We start from the raw sequence: 20,369 nt of genomic DNA on the forward strand, positions 1-20,369 counted from the left end.
AAGCATATTATGCATGAAGAAAGAGGTTTAAAACCTGTTGGTGATATTTCTGATCGCTTAAAAGTTCCTACACAGCTCAAGAACTTGGCGCTTATCGTTTGTAAAGAACATTTAAAATGTCACCAAGCCAAAAACCTTAAACCTGGCACGCTATGGCGCTTATTACAACGTTTAGATGTATTACGCAAACCTGAGAAGGTTCAGGCATTTGTACAGGCATGTGAATGTGATGCCAAAGGTCGTTTAGGTTTAGAGAATCGCCCCTATCCACAAGCACAATACATCTTAGATGCGATGGAAATTGTGAGAAAAATACGTGCTCAAGATTTACCGCCAGATATTCAAGGTGTTGAAATAGGTGAAATGTTGATTCAATATCGCATTGATGCTTTGGCTAAATTTAAAGAACAGCATGATGAGCCATCATCTGCATCATAATTTTTGCATAAAAAAAACCCAGTCAAAAGTGACTGGGTTTTTTTATTTTACTGATTCAATAAAAATTATTGAGCAGCAGCAGCTTGAGCAGCAGCAACTTCATCAGCAAAGCTCATTTCAGCTTTCTTCTCAATACCTTCGCCTACTTCGAAACGAACGAATTGAGCTACAACTGTACCAGTTGCTTTTAATACATCAGCAACTTTCTTGTCGTTGTCGATAACATACATTTGACGATCAAGAGCAACTTCGTTCAAGTACTTTTCTACTGAACCAGTTACCATTTTCTCAACGATGTTTGCTGGCTTGCCAGATTCTAACGCTTTCGCTTCAGCAATTTCTTTCTCTTTAGCGATTAAGTCAGCTGGGACAGCTTCAGCATTAACTGCAACTGGGTTGAACGCAGCAACGTGCATTGCAATACCTTTACCAGTATCTGCATCACCTGTATAAGAAACAACAACACCGATTTTTAAACCGTGCTTGTAAACAGCTAAGTTTTCGCCTTCAACGATTTGTGCACGACGAACTTGGATGTTTTCACCGATTTTTTGAACAAGCGCAACACGAGCTTCTTCTACAGTAGCACCGTCTTCAAGCTTAAGTTCAGCAATTTTTGCTGCATCAGTTTCACCAGCAGCAAGAGCAGCTGTAGCAACTTTGTCAGAGAAGTTTTTGAAGTTGTCGTCTTTAGCAACGAAGTCAGTTTGACAGTTAACTTCAACAAGAATCGCTTTGTTACCGTTTTGAATGATCGTGATCGCACCATCAGCAGCAATGTTACCAGCTTTTTTAGCTGCTTTTGCTTGACCTGATTTACGAAGGTTATCAATTGCAAGTTCGATGTCGCCGTTTGCTTCTGTTAATGCTTTTTTGCATTCCATCATTGCAAGACCAGTACGGTCACGTAATTCTTTTACCATGCTTGCAGTAATTGCAGTCATGTTGATCTCCTAAATCGGTAGAAAATAAATCTGTTCAACAAAAACGGCCCAAAGAAACTCTGGACCGTTTGCAATCTCGACGCTTTAATTTGCCACCATTACATGTCGCAAAAATGACAAGCTTGCGTCAAAACGCATTAAGCCTCAGAAGCGTCTTTCGCAGCGTCATCGCCTTTTGCTTGAGCGTTCGCTTGTGATTGAGCGTATTCTTTACCAGCAATGATAGCGTCAGCCATAGCTGAAGCGTATAACGTTACTGCACGGATCGCATCATCATTACCAGGAATAACGTAATCTACGTTATCTGGGTTTGAGTTTGTATCAACGATACCGATTACAGGAATACCTAAGTTTTTAGCTTCTTTGATTGCAATCGCTTCGTGGTCAACATCGATTACAAATAATGCGTCAGGTAAACCACCCATGTTCTTAACGCCGCCTAAAGCACGTTCAAGCTTGTCCATCTCACGAGTACGCTCTAAAGCTTCACGTTTAGTAAGCTTAGCAAAAGTACCATCTTGAGATTGAGTTTGAAGATCTTTTAAACGGTTGATAGATTGGCGAAGAGTTTTCCAGTTCGTCAACATACCACCTAACCAACGGTGATCTACATATGGTTGACCAGCACGTTGAGCTTGTTCACGGATGATGTTAGAAGCAGCACGTTTCGTACCAACGAATAATACTTTGTTCTTTTTGCTCGCCAAGTTGTTAACGAAGTTCAATGCATCATTTAACGCAGGAACAGTGTGCTCAAGGTTGATGATGTGAATTTTGTTACGCGCGCCAAAAATGTATTGACGCATTTTTGGGTTCCAGAAACGAGTTTGGTGACCAAAGTGTGCGCCTGCTTGAAGAAGGTCGCGCATGCTTACGTTGTAATCTGCCATTTTCTTTACCTTAAAGTTTGGGTTAGGCCTCCATATATCCGCATTCTCCACCTATTGCTAGGCACCCAGAGTAATGTGACGATATATGTGCGGATTTTGTATAACTACTTATCAATTTTTCAAACCACTTCTTATTTAGAAAATAGTCACGAAAAGCATTTGATAAAATAGGCGGCTATTTATACCATAGACGCTTGCGAATTACCAAAAGTTTTTAGAGATCATGAACACGACTTATACAGCTCCTCGTCGATTAATCAAAACCCCCGATGAAATTGAAAAAATGCGCATCGCGGGGAAATTGGCGGCTGAAGTTTTAGACATGATTAAACCGCATATTAAAGCGGGAGTGAGTACTTTAGAACTCGATACAATCTGTCGCAATCATATTGAAAATGTACAAGATGCTATTCCTGCTTGTGTAGGTTATGGTGCAGCTCCAGGTCGACCTGCATTTCAACATTCAATTTGCACATCTGTTAACCATGTCGTTTGTCATGGTATTCCATCTGAAAATAAAATTTTAAAAAACGGCGATATTCTAAATATTGATGTCACAGTAATCAAAGACGGTTATCACGGCGATACCAATATGATGTATATCGTAGGTGGTGAGACGTCTATTTTGGCAAACCGTTTGTGTCAGGTTGCACAAGAAGCTATGTATCGTGGTATGGCGACTGTACGTGATGGTTCTTATTTAGGTGATATCGGACATGCTATTCAACAATATGTTGAGTCTGAGCGTTTTAGCGTAGTTCGAGAATATTGTGGTCATGGTATTGGAAATGTGTTCCATGATGAACCACAAGTTCTACACTATGGACAAAAAGGTACAGGAATGCGTTTAGAGGCTGGCATGACCTTTACTATTGAACCAATGGTGAACGCTGGCGTTTGGCAAACAAAATTATTAGGTGATAAATGGACTGTTGTCACAAAAGATCATAAATTGTCTGCTCAATACGAACACACCATCTTAGTGACTGAGACTGGAATTGAAGTATTGACAGCTCGCCCTGAAGAAGATCTTTCACGTTTTCAATAATTCATTTTTAAGGGTGGGTACTTAAGTACCCACCCTTTTTAGCGTAAAAATCACTCAATTTTAATCTAATTACTACAATTTTTTTCATAGTTATAATAATTATAAATTCTATCTATACAAATTCTGCATAAAAAAACGTTATGGTGAGCGCAAGAAAAATCCTTACAAACTTTAGGACATGGAGTCCCAAGATGATGAAGAAGTCATTTGCATGCCTGATTACAACAGGTTTATGTGCCCTTCCTACACTTACTTTTGCAGATTCACCATATTTTAGCCTCAAAGATGGAGATGGGTTTAAGCGCTTCTCTATTTCAGCTGGTCCCCTATATGTAAAACCAACGGGTAAAGGACAACCTATACGTGTAAATACCTCTGTTGCAGAGGGAACCAAAACCAAAGTTGGAGATGTCAAAGGCGATTCTGTATTAGACGCGATTGATGAATCACAACCAGAAGCTACAGCTAAAAAAGCTATATTAAAAGGCGTTCTTGATCTAGAAAGAAATACACTCCTTAATTTGGGTAAAGAAGGTATTGTCTCTTATAAAGGTGATGATGGAGCACAGTACCTCAGAGCGAGCACTGCAGGTACAGCAGAAATCAATGGTTTATCTTCATGGGAAAATCAAGGTACAGGTCTTGAAGCCGATGATGTTCTAACCTTAGGGATCATGACAAGTTATCATTTTACAGATAATCTGTCGTTGGAAGTTAAAGCTGGTATCCCTCCTAAAGTAGATATTCAAGGTAAAGGAAAAATTTATGCACCTTTAACAGGGATCGCTACTCCAGAAGGATTAGGTGTAGTAGTTGGTGATCTTCCATTAAAGAAAGATATTTTCATTACGGACTTAGAAGCCCATAAAAAGACATCTTCCGCACGTGCTTGGACACCTGCATTCGAACTCCAATACCGCTTTGGAAAAACCGGTATAAATAAATTTAGACCATATGTTGGTTTAGGGCTCATGTATGCTTACTTCAGTGAACTAGAAATGAACCCAGACTTGGAAAAAGATCTTGTCAATGCTGGTCATATGATTGTCAATATTAAAGACGGTAAAGCTGGCGCAGCTCTAGACCAGAAAAAAAGCTCAGGAAATCCAAAAGTTAAGTTAGATGCTTCAGATACTTTTGCTCCTGTAGCAACTGTTGGTTTTACCTATGATTTTAATGAAAAATGGTACGCTGTAGGCTCTGTATCTTATGCTCACTTAAGTACTGATGCTACTATTACTGTGAATGATTCAAAATATGGGAAATTAATTAAAGCCAAAGCAGATATCGAAATTAATCCTATTTTAGGTTATGCAGGTATCGGCTACCGTTTCTAATCTTTTCTTTTTATCAAAGCAGCTTCGGCTGCTTTTTTTCGATCGCTATGTTTTTAATCAAACTGTATAAAAATGATGCACCATTTAAAAACAACTCATTCAATATTGCCTTACAGTTGCTATCACATTTCCTGTTTTTAAAATTTAAGCAACTGCCCACTCGGAATCTATAACAATAGAATAATTAATTTTCGCGATTTAAATTAGAATTTTAAATTGTTCTTTTGGTTAAATATTTTTATTGGCACATCCCTTGCATACTTCATAACATACAGAATCAATGTCGATTCAAAAAAATTTGTTGGCGGCCAATGATGTCCGTTCTGTTCGGTTTGTAAGCATAAGCATTTGGCTTACAAAGTAATATTTCGTTCAGTTCAGGAGAAGGCTATGTCTTCAAATATGAATTTAGATGCAAAAAAAGCGACTGAAATAAAATTATTCAGCTTTTCCACTCCTGCGATGCGCGCCTTCCATATGACATGGCTTGCATTTTTCGTGTGTTTCTTCGCATGGTTTGCATGTGCGCCATTAATGCCAGTCATTAAAGGGGAATTTAATTTAACCAAAGATCAGATTGCAAATATCAATATTGCGGCTGTTGCCATCACTATTCTGATTCGCCTAATCGTTGGTCCACTTTGCGATAAGTACGGACCTCGTAAAACATACACTGCATTATTAATCTTGGGCAGTATCCCAGTATTCGGTGTTGCAGCAGCAAATACCTATGAGTCGTTCCTTTTCTTCCGCCTTTTAATTGGTGCAATTGGTGCGAGCTTCGTTATCACTCAATACCATACTAGCGTTATGTTTGCGCCTAACGTTGTCGGTACAGCAAATGCAGCATCTGCAGGTTGGGGAAATGCAGGTGGTGGTGCAACACAAGCAATCATGCCGTTAATTCTCGGTGCAATTGTGATGTTTGGTGTAGAACAAGCAATGGGCTGGAGAATTGCACTGCTTGTACCTGGCATTATGATGGTAATTGTTGGTGTACTTTATTGGAAACTTACTCAAGACTGTCCACAAGGTGATTTCAAAGAATTACGTGCGAACGGTGTCGAAGTTGGTAGCGGTAAAAAAGGTGGAATGGCGATTTTAATGCAGGCAGCACGTAACTACCGCGTTTGGATCCTATTTGTCTCTTATGCAGCATGTTTCGGTATCGAAATCTTCATTCATAATATTGCAGCAATGTACTACGTCGACCACTTCAACATGGGTTTAAAAGAAGCAGGTTTAACTGCGGGTATCTTTGGTCTTCTCGCACTATTCGCTCGTGCACTTGGTGGTATCGTATCAGATAAAGTGGCACTTACTAAAGGATTAGATGGTCGTACAAAAGTTTTATTCATCCTGATTTTACTTGAAGGCTTGTTCCTCATTTTATTCTCTCAAATGAATACAATTGGTTTGGCAATCATCACGATGACTGTGTTTGCATTATTTACACACATGTCATGCGGTGCGACATATGCCTTAGTACCATTTATTGATCGTAATGCACTTGGTGGCGTGGCAGGTATTATTGGTGCAGGCGGAAATGTGGGTGCAGTCGCAGCAGGTTTCTTATTAAAAGGCTTACTTGATGTTCAAACTTGTTTGATGATTTTGGGATGCCTTGTGACTGTAGCTGCATTCACTGTCGTTCTCATTCGCTTCTCAGTTGAACACAAAGACAAAGAAAAAGAATTATATGAACAAGCTTTGCTTGAGCGTAATTTAACAACCTAAATGCATACTTTTAGAGGATGAGGCTTTCTCATCCTCGCTCTCTCCAAATTCAAATACTTTATTAAGGATACTGCGATGAATAAATTTTCGTATTCATTAATCACGCTTGCATGTTTATCTACCCTTACTTCAGCATCAGATGATTTTTTCTCTCAAACAAAACTTAGCTTAGATACTCGCTTACGTTACGAGCTTGTTGATCAAGACAATATGCTCAAAAATGCTGATGCATGGACATTACGTATTCGTCCTGCAATCCAAACGGGTTCATGGTACGGTCTAAGTGCATTCGTTCAAGGTGAAGGTACAGTCGAGATTAATGATGAATTTAATAGCACTCGAAATAGTCAAACTCAATACAGCACTGTTCCTGATGCTGAAAACTTGCAACTCAATCAAGCGTATTTAAAATATGTTTACAACCCTAATTTTGATTTAACCGTAGGTCGTCAAACAATTAATTTAGATAATCAACGTTTTGTAGGTACAGTTGCTTGGAGACAGAATGACCAAACCTTTGACGCTGTAAGTTTGAACTATAAACCTTGCAAAGAATTTGGATTATTTTATTCATATATTGATCAAGTCAATACAATTTTTGGTAGTGAAGAACCTGAGCCTAAGTTCATTCAAGCCCAAGCGAGTAAACAAGAAAGTAAAATTCATTTGATTCAAGCCAAAATGAATTACACCCCTCTTTTAAATGCTGTGGTTTATGGTTATTTGATGGACTTTGAAGATCTTGCTGCATGGTCAAATCAAACCTATGGTTTGAGAGTGACAGGTAAGAAAAATGACTTCAAATATTCAGCAGAATATGCAAATCAAACAGAATATGCAGACCAACCAACAGATTATGATGCTGACTATTATGCTCTTGAGCTGGGTTACAATATATCGAGTCAATCAACAACTATTGGGGACATTTCGATTGGTTATGAAGTTCTTGGTAGTGATGATGGAAAAATTGCATTCCAAACACCATTAGCAACCAAACATAAATTTAATGGTTGGACGGATATGTTCTTAACGACGCCTGCCAATGGTTTGAAAGACTTGTACATCACATCTAACTTTAATATTTTCAGCAAAGGGAAACTGGGGACGGAATTGCATCAATATCGAAGCGAGGAAAAGAATATAGATTACGGTCAAGAATATTCAATTTCTTATAGCCATACCCTACCAATCAAAGGTTTATCTGCTCTAGTAAAATATTCAGACTATCAAGCAAATGATTTTGGTGCTGATACACAAAAATTATGGTTACAGGTCGATTATAAATATTGATCAACAACCATTCACTTTAATCCAGTGAAATTGAATGCATTTAATCATTTCATTTGATTCACTTTATTAACCAAGTTGCAGAAATTGAAAAGGTTAAGTTGCGATGAAATGTCATCAAAGCATCAAAAAACTGTCATCAAAACATAAGAATTGACTGGTTAAATGAAAAATAAAAAAGCTTAAAAAACTGAAAAGCTTGCTGATTGACCTTCAGCAAGCTTTTTTCTTTGATTAACGTTTTGGTAATGGTATGTACTGTGACTGAGCATTTTGTTGAACTTTTCGCTCACCAACTTTCACTTGCAGCGTTTGTTGTTTTCCATCACGCTCAACGATCACATTAATGATGCTTTCAGGTGCTTGTAATGCAACATAATTAATTAAGTGAGATGCGGATGTAATCTGCTCATTATTCACTTGAATAATTTTATCATTACGCTTCACCCCTGCTTCATCCGCAGGTCCACCACGTAAAACATCGGCAACAACAACACCTACAGATTTGGCTGCTAATACATCTTGCTCGACAGTGTTCGGAATTAAGCTAATACCTAACCAACCACGCACAACACGTCCATCTTTCAAAATTGAATTTAGAACTTGTTGGCAGACATTTGCAGGAATCGCAAAACCAATTCCAAGTGATCCACCTGATTGCGAGAAAATAGCGGTATTTACACCGATCAAGTTACCAGCGACATCAATTAATGCACCGCCAGAGTTACCTGGGTTAATTGCAGCATCTGTTTGAATAAAGTCTTCGTAAGTATTAATACCAAGATCAGAACGACCCGTGGCAGAGATAATCCCTTGAGTCACGGTTTGCCCTACACCAAATGGATTACCAATTGCAAGAACGACATCACCTACCTCATTACCACTCAATTTGAATGGCAATACAGGAAGCTTATCCAACTCAATCTTGATCACAGCTAGATCTGTATCAGGGTCAGTGCCAATCACTTTCGCTTCTGCACGACGACCATCATGCAAAGCAACCACAATATGTTCAGCCTGAGCGATTACATGATTATTCGTCAGAATATAACCGTCTGCACGAACGATTACTCCAGAACCTAAACTATTTTCATTCTGTGGTTGTTGTGGCATTTGATTACCAAAAAACTCACGAAATACAGGATCATTGAGCAATGGATGATTCAACTGTTTGACTTTTTGTGTAGTAAAAATATTGACTACAGCAGGTGCAGCAACTTTAACTGCAGCACTATATGAAACAACGCCACCAGCTCGTGTCGTATCAATCAGAGGTTCAACTTTTTCAGCAGGCATTTTTACACCATCAGCTGCAACTGTTGGTTTAGGTTGATGAAATCTCTGCCAAGCCAGAAAACTAAATATAACAAGAATGAGTAATACCCAAGGTAACCATGTAAATGCACGGCGCACGTCTATTATCCTCTAGGCGAAATTAGTTTATGAGTAAGTAAAATATTGATGAACTAGAAATTTCTATCATTGTAAAGTAAATACCTTAAAATCAATGCAAAAGTTAAAAAAGTTTTGTCTAGCTTTAGTTACATTTAAAAATATGTTTTTATTATTCACAATGAGAGTGTTAACAATCTGAGGATAAGCATGGCTAATTTGCATGAAATTGTGCAATGGTGTAATCAAACTTTAAAAACCAACGAATTTAAAGACTATGCTCCTAACGGCTTACAAATTGAAGGTCGAACTGAAGTTAATAAAATTCTTTGCGCTGTCACAGCATCTGAAGACGCAATTGATGCAGCAATTGAGCAAAATGCAGATGTTTTGCTCGTACATCATGGTTACTTTTGGAAGGGCGAACCATATCCAATCACAGGAATGCGCGGTAATCGAATTAAGAAATTAATCCAAAATAATATCTCTTTAGTGGCTTACCATTTACCTTTGGATTCACATCCCACGCTTGGTAATAATGCCGCAATTGCAGATTTAATTGGTTTAAACCATTTGGAAGCTTTGGATCCATTTGAAAAGCATCCAATTGGCAATATTGGCTACCTAGAAAGTCCACTAAGCCCTGAACAGTTCAAAGAAAAGTTAAAAAATATTTTTGATTTTAATATTCTCCATTTACCTTGCAGCAAGAACACTATTCACAAGGTAGGTTTTTGTACTGGAGGCGCTCAAGACTTCATTGCAAAAGCAGCTGAAGCCAATTGTGATGCATACATATCTGGTGAAGTCAGCGAACGCACTTTCTACGAAGCAAAAGAGCAAAACATCCATTATTTTGCATGTGGTCACCATGCAACAGAACGTTATGGCGTTCAACGTTTAGCTAAGGCAATCGCAACACAATTTTCAGTAGATACAGATTATTTTGAGTTAAACAATCCGATTTAATTAAATTGAATAATCCGATTTCATTTATCGTTTTTAATTGAACCTTTATTGTATATCGTTCTTTAAAAGACTGCCCTATTGTGTTTGGAATCATTTACAATAGAGCCACTTAACGTAAAACCCAGCAATTGCAAGGATTGGAACATGACAACCATTACTTTACCTGCACTTCCATATGGCTATGATGATTTAGCTCCGCATATTACTCGCGAAACTTTAGAATACCATCACGATAAACATCACAATACTTATGTTGTTAACTTAAACAACTTAATCAAAGGCACAGACCTTGAAGGTAAATCTTTAGAAGAGATCATCAAAGCATCTGCTGGTGATGCTTCTAAAGCAGGAATTTTCAACAATGCTGCTCAAGTATGGAACCATACATTCTACTGGAACAGCATGAAGCCAAACGGTGGTGGTAAACCAACTGGCGCGATTGCTGCAAAAATCGAAGAAGCTTTTGGTAGCTATGAAAAATTTGCAGAAGAATTCACTGCTGCTGCAACAACTCAATTCGGTTCAGGTTGGGCTTGGTTAGTTGCTGATGAAGTTAACGGTAAATTATCAATTACTAAAACTTCAAACGCAGATACTCCACTTGCACACGGTCAAGTTGCAGTATTAACAATTGACGTATGGGAACATGCTTACTACATCGATTTCCGTAACTTACGTCCAAAATACATTGCTACTTTCTTAGAAAGCTTAGTGAACTGGGACTACGCTAACGCTAAATTAGCTGGTCAGCCAGCTGGTGTAGAGAAATAATTTTTTATTTCTTGCGTAAAAACTGCCCATCTCGGGCAGTTTTTTTATTTATCCAATCATAAAAGAATAATTATCAAGCAAACAATTCATTTTATTTACTATTCTTGTTGACGCATCTGAAATTCATCCCTAAAATGCGCATCAGATTCTCCAATAGCTCAGTCGGTAGAGCGACGGACTGTTAATCCGCAGGTCCCTGGTTCGAGCCCAGGTTGGAGAGCCAAAATTCTAAAAAGCCCTGATTTGATCAGGGTTTTTTTATTGTCAATGCTTTAATTTATTGTCATCCCTGTTGTAACTCTATTTAGTTTTTATGTTGCATCTCGTATATGTTTTAGCCCTGCGTCCTTTTCAACCCTATAATAAAAAACGATGGTCATATTAAGGAAAACCATGTTGAAGAAACTACTTCTCAGTTTATTATTCTTATGCAGTCCAGTCATGGCTGCACAAACAACATGGTATGCAGGCTCGACTTATAAGGGTACTGTGACTGTCCCTATTGAAAATGGGCCAAATGTGGTCTGGAAGTGTAATGGTAAAGTTTGTAGCATGTCTGGGCCCTGGGGCAATGACCTGTCTCTGGACTCCTGTCAAAATCTGGTTTTGCGTATTGGCAAGATTAGCTATTATAAAAATTCAGTGGGAGCAAGCTGGACAGCGCATTCGTCCCAATTAGCCCAATGCAATCAGGTTGTACGTTAATATAGCGATTTTAAGCACTTAACAGTTTATTATTTACACTGATTTTACTTGACTATAAACGTCTTGCCCCCTAAAATTCACTCCAGATTCTCCCATAGCTCAGTCGGTAGAGCGACGGACTGTTAATCCGCAGGTCCCTGGTTCGAGCCCAGGTGGGAGAGCCAAAATTCTAAAAAGCCTATATCATTGATGTAGGCTTTTTTATTTCCCCCAATTCTGTCAAATAAAATCAGTTTTCATTTCCTTATCGCTAAAATCTAGAAAATGATGATAAAAAATACAATTAAATCAATATTTAAATTTTTTAGCTTAAACTCACTTGACCTACATCTGCTTCATGCATAGAATGCCTACCTAGATTCTCCCATAGCTCAGTCGGTAGAGCGACGGACTGTTAATCCGCAGGTCCCTGGTTCGAGCCCAGGTGGGAGAGCCAAATTCTAAAAACCCGCTCACTTTGAGTGGGTTTTTTATTAACTATTTGATTTGAATATGCTGGACTTTCTTCAAACTATTTTCCTAGTTATTGGATGCATAAGTAGTATTATTCTTCTTGTTAGCTTTGTTCCTTTTTTTCTACCTAAACAAAAATTCTTTCCTCGATCAGTCATTAGTTCATTTGAAACTCAAATGTTCCTTCGATTAAAACAAGCCTTCCCCCACTACCACGTTCTGACTCAAGTGGCTTTTAGTGCATTAATTACTAGTGATCATTATAAAATTCGAAGCAAATTTAATCGTAAAGTTACCGACTTCGTGCTACTCAATAAAGATATGAAAGTTGTTGTGATTATTGAATTAGATGATCCGAGTCATCTCGGAAAAGAGCAGGAAGACAAACAAAGAGATCAAATGTTACAAGAGGCAGGCTATGATGTCATTCGCTATACTGAAATTCCATCCATAAAACAATTACAGATGGATATTCGTTCTTAAAAACAATGGTACAAGCATTTATTCAGCATTCTTAGCTTGTTCAGCATTTTTTTGATCTTCAAACTTCTTTGCAATCTCAGCACGTTGTTGATCATATTTACGTTTTGTTTCTGCATCACTTCTTGCTGCAATAAAAGCCATACCAACAATAAATATTGGTATCAATAAACCCAAAGCCATTAAACCCCATGGGATTTGCTTTTTTTCAACTGAATTCTGACTCATAGTATTCAAAATGCGCTATCAAAATCGATGCAACAATATAACAAAAAATAGCCTTACTGATGAGACTCTTTTTTGATTTACAAGTTCTACAATCTAATCACCATATCGTTGAATAATTAAGAACTCACGCCTGTACACTGCGAGTCTTTGCTTGCATCAATTTTCGCAGGATCAATTACCACATTTGTCTTAGCAGGCATTTTCGCTTGAATAAAGTTATAAATATCTAAGTTTTTACATACAATCGCTTGGGTATGTGTTGCATTAAGTACAGGTTTTAATTCCACCTCATCAGAACCTAATGCCTATAAATTAGCTACCAATGCCTGAGTCACTGAGAAAGGAACGTTAGTGTCAGCTGTACCTTGTACAACTAAGACAGGCTTATCAATTCGCTTAGTTCCAGGCTGGTTATCTACCAAAAACTTCTGAACGGTTGGATTGGTTTTAAAATTGTTTGTATCTAATCCAGGGTAATCCATCACTTTTTTATCTGGATTATCCGTCATAAATTTGATGATATCTGCTTTAAACTTCTCGATGAGGCTTGCACTTGGGTCACTTTCATTATCAAGACATAAACCATTTTCACCTGTTGTACCTTCAGCAAACTCTGCTAATGATTTAGCGCGATCTTGGAAAATATCTCGATAATCAAATCTTGGTTCATATGCTTTGATACCAACACCCGTTAAAGCAGCGTATGCCAGTAGCGTTGCGTAAGAATCTACAGACACACGATTGACTAACGGAACATTATTGGCTACTTCTGCCTGCTCGATGTTTGCCAATGCAGCTGGAGCGACTTCAAGAATAATCTTACCTAAACTTGAAGCTGGTGCTCCAGCAACCGCCCCTTTATAAGATACATCAGCATTTGCATATTCAGCTGTACCAATAGAAGCTTGCCCACCTTGTGACTGCCCTACTGACATCCATGCACCATTTAATTGGGTGCCATAACGATCTTTAACCGCTTGCATCGCTGAGATAGCAGATTTTGCTTCACTTGCTAAATTAAGATAAGGATGGATACCAGCCGTTCCCAAACCCTCGTAATCAGGTGCAACCACCACATAACCAGCAGCAAGTAGGGTTTCAGCTAAAATTCTAAAACGCGGATTAAGCACATTATTACTAGGAGCACAGCTATCAGCGACTCCCACTGTTCCATGTTCCCATACCACTACACGATAACCATCGCTTGGTGCAGCAACCTTAGGAAACATAACCATCGCAGTCGCTTTTGCTGTTTTACCCTGAACATTAGTCATGTTATAGGTCATAACTTTGATCGATGCTGCAAAAGTCAAATTATCTTTTGAATAGCTACTTTCTGAAATATATGTTTTATCTTTATTGCTGCTTGAATAACCATCATTACTGTCATTACACGCAAATAGAAATAAAGCAGAGATTGAAAAGCTAATTGCTAATCCAATTTTAGACCGTTTCATAAAATTTTCTTTTAGTCTTGTTTTTGTGTGCACGAAACTACACGCGACTTTATTAAGGCATAAAAAAAGTGCTCTACATAGAACACTTTTCAACTAATTAGTCATTTTAAACCACTAATTGTAAAAAGATTCCTAGAAAAATTATCATTCCAACCCATCTATTGTGACGAAATGCCCAAAAACAAAGTTGCGGATCCCTATCTAGAGTCTTAAATGTTTGATAAATAAAATCTCCAGCAACAACAATCAATCCAGCTATTCCAAAAGGTACAAGCAGACTTTCGATATACAATGCAATGCCGATCAATACCAAACTCACAAGCTGCAACACACCAATAATTTGTATATCGTAGCGACCAAATAAAATAGCCGTCGATTTGACCCCAATTTTTAAATCATATTCACGATCTGTGATCGCGTACTGGGTGTCATATGCTACAGTCCATGCCAAATTGCCAAAATAAAGCAACCAACAAGTCAAATCTGGGGTTTGCCCAACAGCGGCATACGCCATTGGAATTGACCAAGAAAATGCAGCACCGAGAAAAACTTGTGGTAGATGCGTATAACGTTTCATAAATGGATATATGAACGCTAACAATAACGCTCCAAATGACCAATAAAATGCTTCTATAGGCAAGAACAACAACAAACTTGCACTAAGCACTACCAAGGCTAAAAAAACAAATACTGCTTCCTTTGCTTTGATCACACCTGTGGCTAAAGGACGATTTTTTGTTCGTTCTACATGTGCATCTACTTTACGATCAGCAAAATCATTAATTGCACAACCTGCAGCACGCATAAATAAGCATCCCAAAGCCATGATTAGTAATATCTTAAGATCAGGTATGCCCTTAGATGCAATCCATAACGCCCACATAGTTGGCCAAAAAACCAATTCCGTACCAATCGGCTTATCAAATCTACATAGATAATAATAGGCTTCTAAACGTTGTCGCCATGTTATATGTTGCACTGTTTCCATGAGTAATCCTGAGAGTCAATGCTGTCGAATAAACTGTTCAAAAGCAGGCAAAAAAGTTTCCTGCACAATAAATTTACACCCATACCATGTATAACAACTTTGCCTAGTCCAGCCCTCATCAAGTTGAATAACACGTCGCTCACACTGAGGATCAGTTCTTTGAAATAAGAACCAACCGATTGGCTTATTGCGTATATATTTAAATATTCTTGCTTTTTTTTGTAGACTAAGAATCGGGAAAATACTTTTTGCCTTCACCCAAGGCTCTCGCTCGCTACCATATAAATGAGTTTCACGTACCCAAGCAACATGATGGTAAGGCATTAACATCCATTTACTGTCAGCAAATGTTAAACGTTGATAATGCTCTTTAATCCGTTCAACTTGAAAATCACCACTAGCAAGATCAGTAAGTTGTTGAGTTAATGAACCTGATGCGTACAACCATTTTTTTAATTCTTTAGGAATCTGCTTTGAATTTATTGTGTTTGGTCGTAAATTTCGCATGCTTGGCTCACTAAAAACATCGCATCTAGTTTACATGAATTTTTTAATAAAAAGCGTATGACTTTCAATTGAATCAAAAGCATAAAAAAAGCTCGCCGAAGCGAGCTTTTTTATTTGGGATGTATTACAAGCTGTAGTACATATCAAATTCAACTGGGTGAGTAGTCGTGTTTAGACGACGTACATCTTCAGTTTTAAGTTCAATGTAAGCATCTAACATTTCTTTAGTGAATACACCGCCTTTTAATAAGAACTCGTGATCCGCTTTAAGAGCATCAATCGCCATTTCTAAGTTGTGAGCAACTGTAGGGATTTTTGCTTCTTCTTCAGGAGGAAGGTCATACAAGTTCTTGTCAGCAGCTTCACCTGGGTGAATCTTGTTTTGAATACCATCAAGACCAGCCATTAACAATGCCGCAAAACCTAAGTATGGGTTCATTAATGGATCTGGGAAACGTGCTTCGATACGTTTGCCTTTAGGGCTAGAAACGTAAGGAATACGGATAGAAGCAGAACGGTTACGTGCTGAGTAAGCAAGCATAATCGGAGCTTCATAGTGAGGAACTAAACGCTTGTACGAGTTTGTACCAGGGTTAGTAATTGCGTTCAAAGCACGAGCGTGTTTGATTACACCACCGATGAAGAACAATGCCATTTCTGATAAACCAGCATATTCATCACCAGCAAACAAGTTCTTTCCATCTTTAGAGATAGACATATGAACGTGCATACCAGAACCGTTATCACCTACCATTGGCTTAGGCATGAAAGTCGCTGTTTTGCCATATTGGTGAGCAACGTTCCAAACTGCATATTTGAACTGTTGAACTTCGTCCGCTTTACGAACTAATGTATTGAAGCTCACACCAATTTCTAATTGGCAAGAAGCAACTTCGTGGTGATGTACTTCTACACGACCTGGACCCATGATGTCTTCAATACGTGCACACATTTCAGCACGCATGTCTTGATGTGAGTCAACTGGAGGAACTGGGAAGTAACCACCTTTCACACGTGGACGGTGACCAGAGTTACCAGCTTCGTAATCTTTACCAGTAGACCATGCAGCTTCTTCAGCGATTAGTGTATGGCGAGCGCCAGACATATCGATATCCCATTTAACTTCGTCAAAAACGAAGAATTCTGGTTCTGGACCAAAGAATGCTGTATCACCGATACCTGTAGATTTTAAATATTCTTCTGCACGACGAGCAATCGAACGTGGGTCACGCTCGTAACCTTGACCAGTAGATGGCTCAATAACGTCACAAGTAACAACAACAGTTGGCTCAGCAAAGAACGGGTCAAGAAAACCTGTTTCAGCATCTGGACGTAAGATCATGTCAGAAGCTTCAATGCCTTTCCAACCAGCGATTGAAGAACCATCGAACATTTTACCATCTTCAAATGTATCTTCATCAATCGTGTCAGCTGGGTAAGTTACGTGTTGCTCTTTACCCTTAGTATCAGTAAAGCGAAAATCGACCCATTTTGCGCCACTTTCTTTGATGAGTTGAAGGACCTTGTTCGCCATGCTCATTTGCTCCAATGAAATTTATATGCACTTGTTAAGTGCGTGTTAGTTGTTGGTGTACAATTAGCAATTATCATACCAACAATTTTAAAGCATACCTAAAACATTGAAATTCTTTGCAGAAAAAATGCTTTAAGCTCCATGTCCTATGTCTTCTATAATGTTTGCAATCGCAAATGCACCATATTCACACATTTCCATTCCAGCCCGTCCCCAAAAAAGACATAATGAACCAAAATAGTGCAGTATATGAAACAAAGAACTATTGTAGTGCTAAATTACGCCATCATTTATTAGCATAAATTGGCTTTTTATATCATTCTTTTGGAGTACATTCCAATCAATTCCACTGGACTTTCGATTCACCAACATGTTTTTTTATCAAACCTATAAATTTTAAAATAATATTGATAATTATTTGTGTGTCAAAAGCTCATTTTAAACTGACGACTTACTCGACCAAATTAGAAATATTGAACATTGAGCTTCTGTTTTTGCTATGATTATTTACCCTAACGATCTTGAACATATTTTTATATATTCTTAGTAACGGATATTGAATTGTTTTGGTCGGTCAATTGAATCCAAAAAAGCACAATAAAGTGCATATTTTCAAAAGGTTATAATCATGCTTCTAATGATTGACAATTATGACAGTTTTACTTACAACATCGTTCAATACTTTGGCGAGTTGAATCAAGAAGTAAAAGTTGTTCGTAATGATCAAGTGACATTAGAGGACATCGAACGATGGCAGCCTAAATACCTAGTGATTGGCCCTGGTCCTTGTTCACCGACTGAAGCTGGGATTTCGATACCTGCGATCAATCATTTTGCTGGAAAAATTCCATTACTAGGCGTTTGTTTAGGGCATCAAGCGATTGGACAAGCTTTTGGTGGCAATATTATCCGTGCTAAAACAGTCATGCATGGTCGTTTATCTGATATGCACCATAGTGATAAAGGTATTTTTAGTAATTTACCCTCTCCTTTTGCTGCTACTCGCTACCATTCTCTTGTGATTGAACAAGAAACACTGCCTGATTGCTTAGAAGTTACCTGCTGGACTAATCAACCAGATGGCACGATTGAAGAAATTATGGGTGTGAAGCATAAAACCTTACCTGTTGAAGGCGTCCAATTCCATCCTGAGTCAATTTTAAGCGAACATGGGCATCAGATTTTTAAAAACTTCTTGGATATTTACGCATAATCGCAAGAATCAACAAATTCTCATTCTTTAAACAGCCTATTTTATGAATAGGCTGTTTTTATTTTGAACATATAAAATCAATATAGAACTTATACACACTGGTTAAATTTTCAGCATTAAAATCAAACAAGAAACATTTATTTAGAACAATTCATTCTTTTTCAATAATTAATCAACTTTTCATTCATTTTCAGAAGGAAATTAAAACATAGGTTTCTGACAATTTAGACTCCTTTTTAATTTTTTAGATTAACTATAGTCATAGGAATGATTAAGCTTCAGGGTTACTGGATGATAGAATCTAAATATTATTTTTAGTTATCTCCCCCTGAAATACCAATCAGGATAGCCTTATTGTGAATACCTTGGTTTTATTGAATATTATTGTATTTTTCTTGCTCATGGCAGGATTGTTTTTTACTTATCGACCAGATTGGAGCCTTACAAAAAAAGTGCTCATCGGTATGGGTGTCGGTATCGTTTATGGTCTAGGATTAAAAACGATTTATGCAGACAGTCCGATTATTGCAGAGTCGGTGACATGGTTTAATTTAGTTGGTAATGGTTATGTTCAACTGTTACAAATGGTGATCATGCCACTTATTTTTATCTCGATTTTAAGTGCAGTTGTTAAACTTCATCAAACGACTTCGCTCGGTAAAATCAGTAGTTTCGTTATCGGTATTTTATTATTTACCACGGCGATTGCTGCTTTTGTCGGAATTAGTGTGACCAATTTATTTGGTTTAACTGCCGAGGGCTTAGTTCAAGGCACTCAAGAAACAGCCCGACTTGCTGCAATTCAAACTGATTATATCGGTCAAGTCACCAACCTTGATATTCCCAAGTTATTACTTTCGCTACTTCCTCAAAATCCTTTTGCTGATCTGACTGGAGTTCGTCCAACCGCAATTATTAGTGTTGTAATTTTCTCTGCTTTTTTAGGGGTTGCAGCACTTAAGCTGATGGATAAAGATCCAATCAATGGTGAGAGAATTCGGAATGGAATTGAAGCTCTACAAGCATTAATCATTAGCTTAGTTCGTTTAGTCATGCAATTTACACCGTATGGTGTATTCGCATTAATGGCAAAAATGGTTGCTACGGCAAATGTTGCTGATATCGTGAAACTAGGTGAATTTCTTATCGCGTCCTATCTGGGTCTTGCGATTATGTTCATCATCCATGCGTTGATTTTGCTATTTGTCCGTGTCAATCCCATCGAGTTTTTCAAAAAGGTTTTTCCTGTTTTAACGTTTGCTTTTACCAGCCGATCCAGTGCTGCAAGTATTCCTCTGAATATTGAAGCTCAAACAAAACAACTGGGCGTACCAGAAGGTATTGCTAGTTTTTCAGCTTCTTTCGGAGCGACCATTGGTCAAAATGGATGTGCGGGACTATATCCTGCAATGCTTGCAGTCATGGTGGCACCAACGGTTGGTATTAACCCTTTAGACCCTTTATGGATTGCTCAACTTATCGTAATTGTAACTTTAAGCTCGATTGGGGTTGCTGGTGTCGGTGGTGGAGCAACCTTCGCAGCTTTAATCGTATTGCCAGCTATGGGTTTACCCGTAACATTAGTCGCTTTACTTATCTCAATTGAGCCATTAATTGATATGGGACGCACTGCGCTAAACGTAAATGGATCTATGACAGCTGGTGTAGCAACAAGTCAACTACTCGGTGTTAGAGATACCGTGACTAAGGATTAAGATTTGTCAGGTCATAAAAGCCAATCATGCTATTTGTGATTGGCTTTTTTAGTACAAATTTTTTTAATTCAATCATTTCTATCAGAGAATTTTAACCTCTTCTCCAACTCTGATAATACCTTCTCCACGATGTAATGCATTTTGCCCCATCATGACTTTATTACCTTGTTTTCGATAAGCCAACATCGCCTGCATGACTTCAGGTTGCTTTTGACTAGTATTAAGATCAATCGTTGGAATGACACAGCGTGAGCAAGGTTTAACTAGATCAAATAC

Annotated in this window: 18 protein-coding genes, 3 tRNA genes and 2 pseudogenes; 14 read left to right on the plus strand and 9 right to left on the minus strand. The window is 38.1% G+C overall.

The genetic code is table 11. The annotated features are described in order from the left end of the window. Positions 1–438 (plus strand): annotated as a pseudogene (cca, locus tag A2003_RS05120) (multifunctional CCA addition/repair protein); the annotation flags it as partial. A gap of 65 nt (positions 439–503) precedes the next feature. On the opposite strand, the gene tsf reads toward cca, so the two are convergent. Together tsf and rpsB are read right to left on the minus strand one after the other, a co-directional pair. Beyond that, positions 504–1,382 carry a translation elongation factor Ts gene (gene tsf / locus A2003_RS05125; protein WP_004955180.1) on the minus strand — a complete coding sequence of 293 codons (879 nt, stop codon included), beginning with the start codon at positions 1,380–1,382 and terminating at the stop codon, positions 504–506. Between the two features lie 137 nt (positions 1,383–1,519). Next, positions 1,520–2,272 carry a 30S ribosomal protein S2 gene (rpsB, locus tag A2003_RS05130; RefSeq protein WP_004912304.1) on the minus strand — a complete coding sequence of 251 codons (753 nt, stop codon included), beginning with the start codon at positions 2,270–2,272 and terminating at the stop codon, positions 1,520–1,522. Positions 2,273–2,495: 223 nt separating this feature from the next. Between rpsB and map the strand changes: the two genes are divergently transcribed. The 4 genes from map to A2003_RS05150 all read left to right on the plus strand — a co-directional run bounded on the left by map (position 2,496) and on the right by A2003_RS05150 (position 7,684). Next, on the plus strand, positions 2,496–3,320 hold the full coding sequence (gene map, locus A2003_RS05135; protein WP_194597964.1) for a type I methionyl aminopeptidase: 825 nt from the start codon (positions 2,496–2,498) through the stop codon (positions 3,318–3,320). Positions 3,321–3,511: 191 nt separating this feature from the next. Next, positions 3,512–4,657 (plus strand): OmpW/AlkL family protein, encoded by a 1,146-nt coding sequence (locus A2003_RS05140; protein WP_286686900.1) that lies wholly within the window; start codon positions 3,512–3,514, stop codon positions 4,655–4,657. Positions 4,658–5,047: 390 nt separating this feature from the next. Then, a complete protein-coding gene (locus A2003_RS05145) occupies positions 5,048–6,394 on the plus strand; it encodes an MFS transporter (protein ID WP_004682636.1) in 1,347 nt (448 codons plus the stop codon). A 75-nt stretch (positions 6,395–6,469) separates the two neighbouring features. Continuing rightward, positions 6,470–7,684 carry an alginate export family protein gene (locus A2003_RS05150; RefSeq protein ID WP_286686901.1) on the plus strand — a complete coding sequence of 405 codons (1,215 nt, stop codon included), beginning with the start codon at positions 6,470–6,472 and terminating at the stop codon, positions 7,682–7,684. Between the two features lie 231 nt (positions 7,685–7,915). On the opposite strand, the gene A2003_RS05155 is transcribed toward A2003_RS05150, so the two are convergent. Beyond that, positions 7,916–9,094 carry a trypsin-like peptidase domain-containing protein gene (locus A2003_RS05155; RefSeq protein WP_004912314.1) on the minus strand — a complete coding sequence of 393 codons (1,179 nt, stop codon included), beginning with the start codon at positions 9,092–9,094 and terminating at the stop codon, positions 7,916–7,918. Between the two features lie 189 nt (positions 9,095–9,283). Between A2003_RS05155 and A2003_RS05160 the strand changes: the two genes are divergently transcribed. The 7 genes from A2003_RS05160 to A2003_RS05190 all read left to right on the plus strand — a co-directional run bounded on the left by A2003_RS05160 (position 9,284) and on the right by A2003_RS05190 (position 12,454). Continuing rightward, the gene (locus A2003_RS05160; RefSeq protein WP_004963004.1) at positions 9,284–10,042 is read left to right on the plus strand and encodes a Nif3-like dinuclear metal center hexameric protein; all 759 of its coding nucleotides are present in this window, start codon (positions 9,284–9,286) and stop codon (positions 10,040–10,042) included. Between the two features lie 144 nt (positions 10,043–10,186). Further along, complete coding sequence (gene sodB, locus A2003_RS05165) at positions 10,187–10,813, plus strand: superoxide dismutase SodB (protein ID WP_004963006.1); 627 nt, start codon at positions 10,187–10,189, stop codon at positions 10,811–10,813. A 147-nt stretch (positions 10,814–10,960) separates the two neighbouring features. Continuing rightward, positions 10,961–11,036: transfer RNA gene (locus tag A2003_RS05170), tRNA-Asn, on the plus strand. A gap of 173 nt (positions 11,037–11,209) precedes the next feature. Then, on the plus strand, positions 11,210–11,518 hold the full coding sequence (locus A2003_RS05175) for a DUF8200 family protein (protein ID WP_004682640.1): 309 nt from the start codon (positions 11,210–11,212) through the stop codon (positions 11,516–11,518). A gap of 88 nt (positions 11,519–11,606) precedes the next feature. After that, positions 11,607–11,682, plus strand: a tRNA-Asn gene (locus A2003_RS05180). A gap of 196 nt (positions 11,683–11,878) precedes the next feature. Then, positions 11,879–11,954, plus strand: a tRNA-Asn gene (locus tag A2003_RS05185). A 56-nt stretch (positions 11,955–12,010) separates the two neighbouring features. Further along, the gene (locus A2003_RS05190) at positions 12,011–12,454 is read left to right on the plus strand and encodes a DUF2726 domain-containing protein (RefSeq protein ID WP_004963010.1); all 444 of its coding nucleotides are present in this window, start codon (positions 12,011–12,013) and stop codon (positions 12,452–12,454) included. An 18-nt stretch (positions 12,455–12,472) separates the two neighbouring features. On the opposite strand, the gene A2003_RS05195 is transcribed toward A2003_RS05190, so the two are convergent. The 5 genes and pseudogenes from A2003_RS05195 to glnA form a co-directional block, all read right to left on the minus strand. Further along, on the minus strand, positions 12,473–12,679 hold the full coding sequence (locus A2003_RS05195) for a hypothetical protein (protein WP_004912325.1): 207 nt from the start codon (positions 12,677–12,679) through the stop codon (positions 12,473–12,475). A 116-nt stretch (positions 12,680–12,795) separates the two neighbouring features. Beyond that, positions 12,796–14,136: pseudogene (locus tag A2003_RS05200) on the minus strand (lipase family protein). Between the two features lie 106 nt (positions 14,137–14,242). Next, entirely contained in the window at positions 14,243–15,124 is an 882-nt protein-coding gene (gene ubiA, locus A2003_RS05205; protein WP_004963022.1) for a 4-hydroxybenzoate octaprenyltransferase, read from the minus strand. A 15-nt stretch (positions 15,125–15,139) separates the two neighbouring features. Continuing rightward, complete coding sequence (locus tag A2003_RS05210; RefSeq protein ID WP_286686902.1) at positions 15,140–15,631, minus strand: chorismate--pyruvate lyase family protein; 492 nt, start codon at positions 15,629–15,631, stop codon at positions 15,140–15,142. 124 nt (positions 15,632–15,755) lie between these two features. Beyond that, entirely contained in the window at positions 15,756–17,171 is a 1,416-nt protein-coding gene (gene glnA / locus A2003_RS05215; protein WP_005402324.1) for a type I glutamate--ammonia ligase, read from the minus strand. A gap of 622 nt (positions 17,172–17,793) precedes the next feature. Here glnA and A2003_RS05220 point away from each other — a divergent pair. After that, positions 17,794–18,378 (plus strand): anthranilate synthase component II, encoded by a 585-nt coding sequence (locus tag A2003_RS05220; protein ID WP_004912335.1) that lies wholly within the window; start codon positions 17,794–17,796, stop codon positions 18,376–18,378. Between the two features lie 356 nt (positions 18,379–18,734). Then, on the plus strand, positions 18,735–20,093 hold the full coding sequence (locus A2003_RS05225; RefSeq protein WP_286686903.1) for an L-cystine transporter: 1,359 nt from the start codon (positions 18,735–18,737) through the stop codon (positions 20,091–20,093). An 81-nt stretch (positions 20,094–20,174) separates the two neighbouring features. On the opposite strand, the gene A2003_RS05230 is transcribed toward A2003_RS05225, so the two are convergent. Continuing rightward, the coding region (locus A2003_RS05230; RefSeq protein ID WP_286686904.1) for an MOSC domain-containing protein at positions 20,175–20,369 on the minus strand (195 nt) is incomplete at its 5' end.

Source organism: Acinetobacter sp. GWC1_38_13, assembly GCF_001767535.1.
In the GTDB taxonomy this organism is placed as follows: domain Bacteria; phylum Pseudomonadota; class Gammaproteobacteria; order Pseudomonadales; family Moraxellaceae; genus Acinetobacter; species Acinetobacter junii.

What these genes read in the sequence shown, in the direction of transcription:
- tsf (WP_004955180.1), bottom strand. Translation starts at nt 1,382, where the DNA reads ATGACTGCAATTACTGCAAGCATGGTAAAAGAATTACGTGACCGTACT.
- rpsB (WP_004912304.1), bottom strand. Translation starts at nt 2,272, where the DNA reads ATGGCAGATTACAACGTAAGCATGCGCGACCTTCTTCAAGCAGGCGCA.
- map (WP_194597964.1), top strand. Translation starts at nt 2,496, where the DNA reads ATGAACACGACTTATACAGCTCCTCGTCGATTAATCAAAACCCCCGAT.
- A2003_RS05140 (WP_286686900.1), top strand. Translation starts at nt 3,512, where the DNA reads ATGATGAAGAAGTCATTTGCATGCCTGATTACAACAGGTTTATGTGCC.
- A2003_RS05145 (WP_004682636.1), top strand. Translation starts at nt 5,048, where the DNA reads ATGTCTTCAAATATGAATTTAGATGCAAAAAAAGCGACTGAAATAAAA.
- A2003_RS05150 (WP_286686901.1), top strand. Translation starts at nt 6,470, where the DNA reads ATGAATAAATTTTCGTATTCATTAATCACGCTTGCATGTTTATCTACC.
- A2003_RS05160 (WP_004963004.1), top strand. Translation starts at nt 9,284, where the DNA reads ATGGCTAATTTGCATGAAATTGTGCAATGGTGTAATCAAACTTTAAAA.
- sodB (WP_004963006.1), top strand. Translation starts at nt 10,187, where the DNA reads ATGACAACCATTACTTTACCTGCACTTCCATATGGCTATGATGATTTA.
- A2003_RS05190 (WP_004963010.1), top strand. Translation starts at nt 12,011, where the DNA reads ATGCTGGACTTTCTTCAAACTATTTTCCTAGTTATTGGATGCATAAGT.
- A2003_RS05195 (WP_004912325.1), bottom strand. Translation starts at nt 12,679, where the DNA reads ATGAGTCAGAATTCAGTTGAAAAAAAGCAAATCCCATGGGGTTTAATG.
- ubiA (WP_004963022.1), bottom strand. Translation starts at nt 15,124, where the DNA reads ATGGAAACAGTGCAACATATAACATGGCGACAACGTTTAGAAGCCTAT.
- A2003_RS05210 (WP_286686902.1), bottom strand. Translation starts at nt 15,631, where the DNA reads ATGCGAAATTTACGACCAAACACAATAAATTCAAAGCAGATTCCTAAA.
- glnA (WP_005402324.1), bottom strand. Translation starts at nt 17,171, where the DNA reads ATGAGCATGGCGAACAAGGTCCTTCAACTCATCAAAGAAAGTGGCGCA.
- A2003_RS05220 (WP_004912335.1), top strand. Translation starts at nt 17,794, where the DNA reads ATGCTTCTAATGATTGACAATTATGACAGTTTTACTTACAACATCGTT.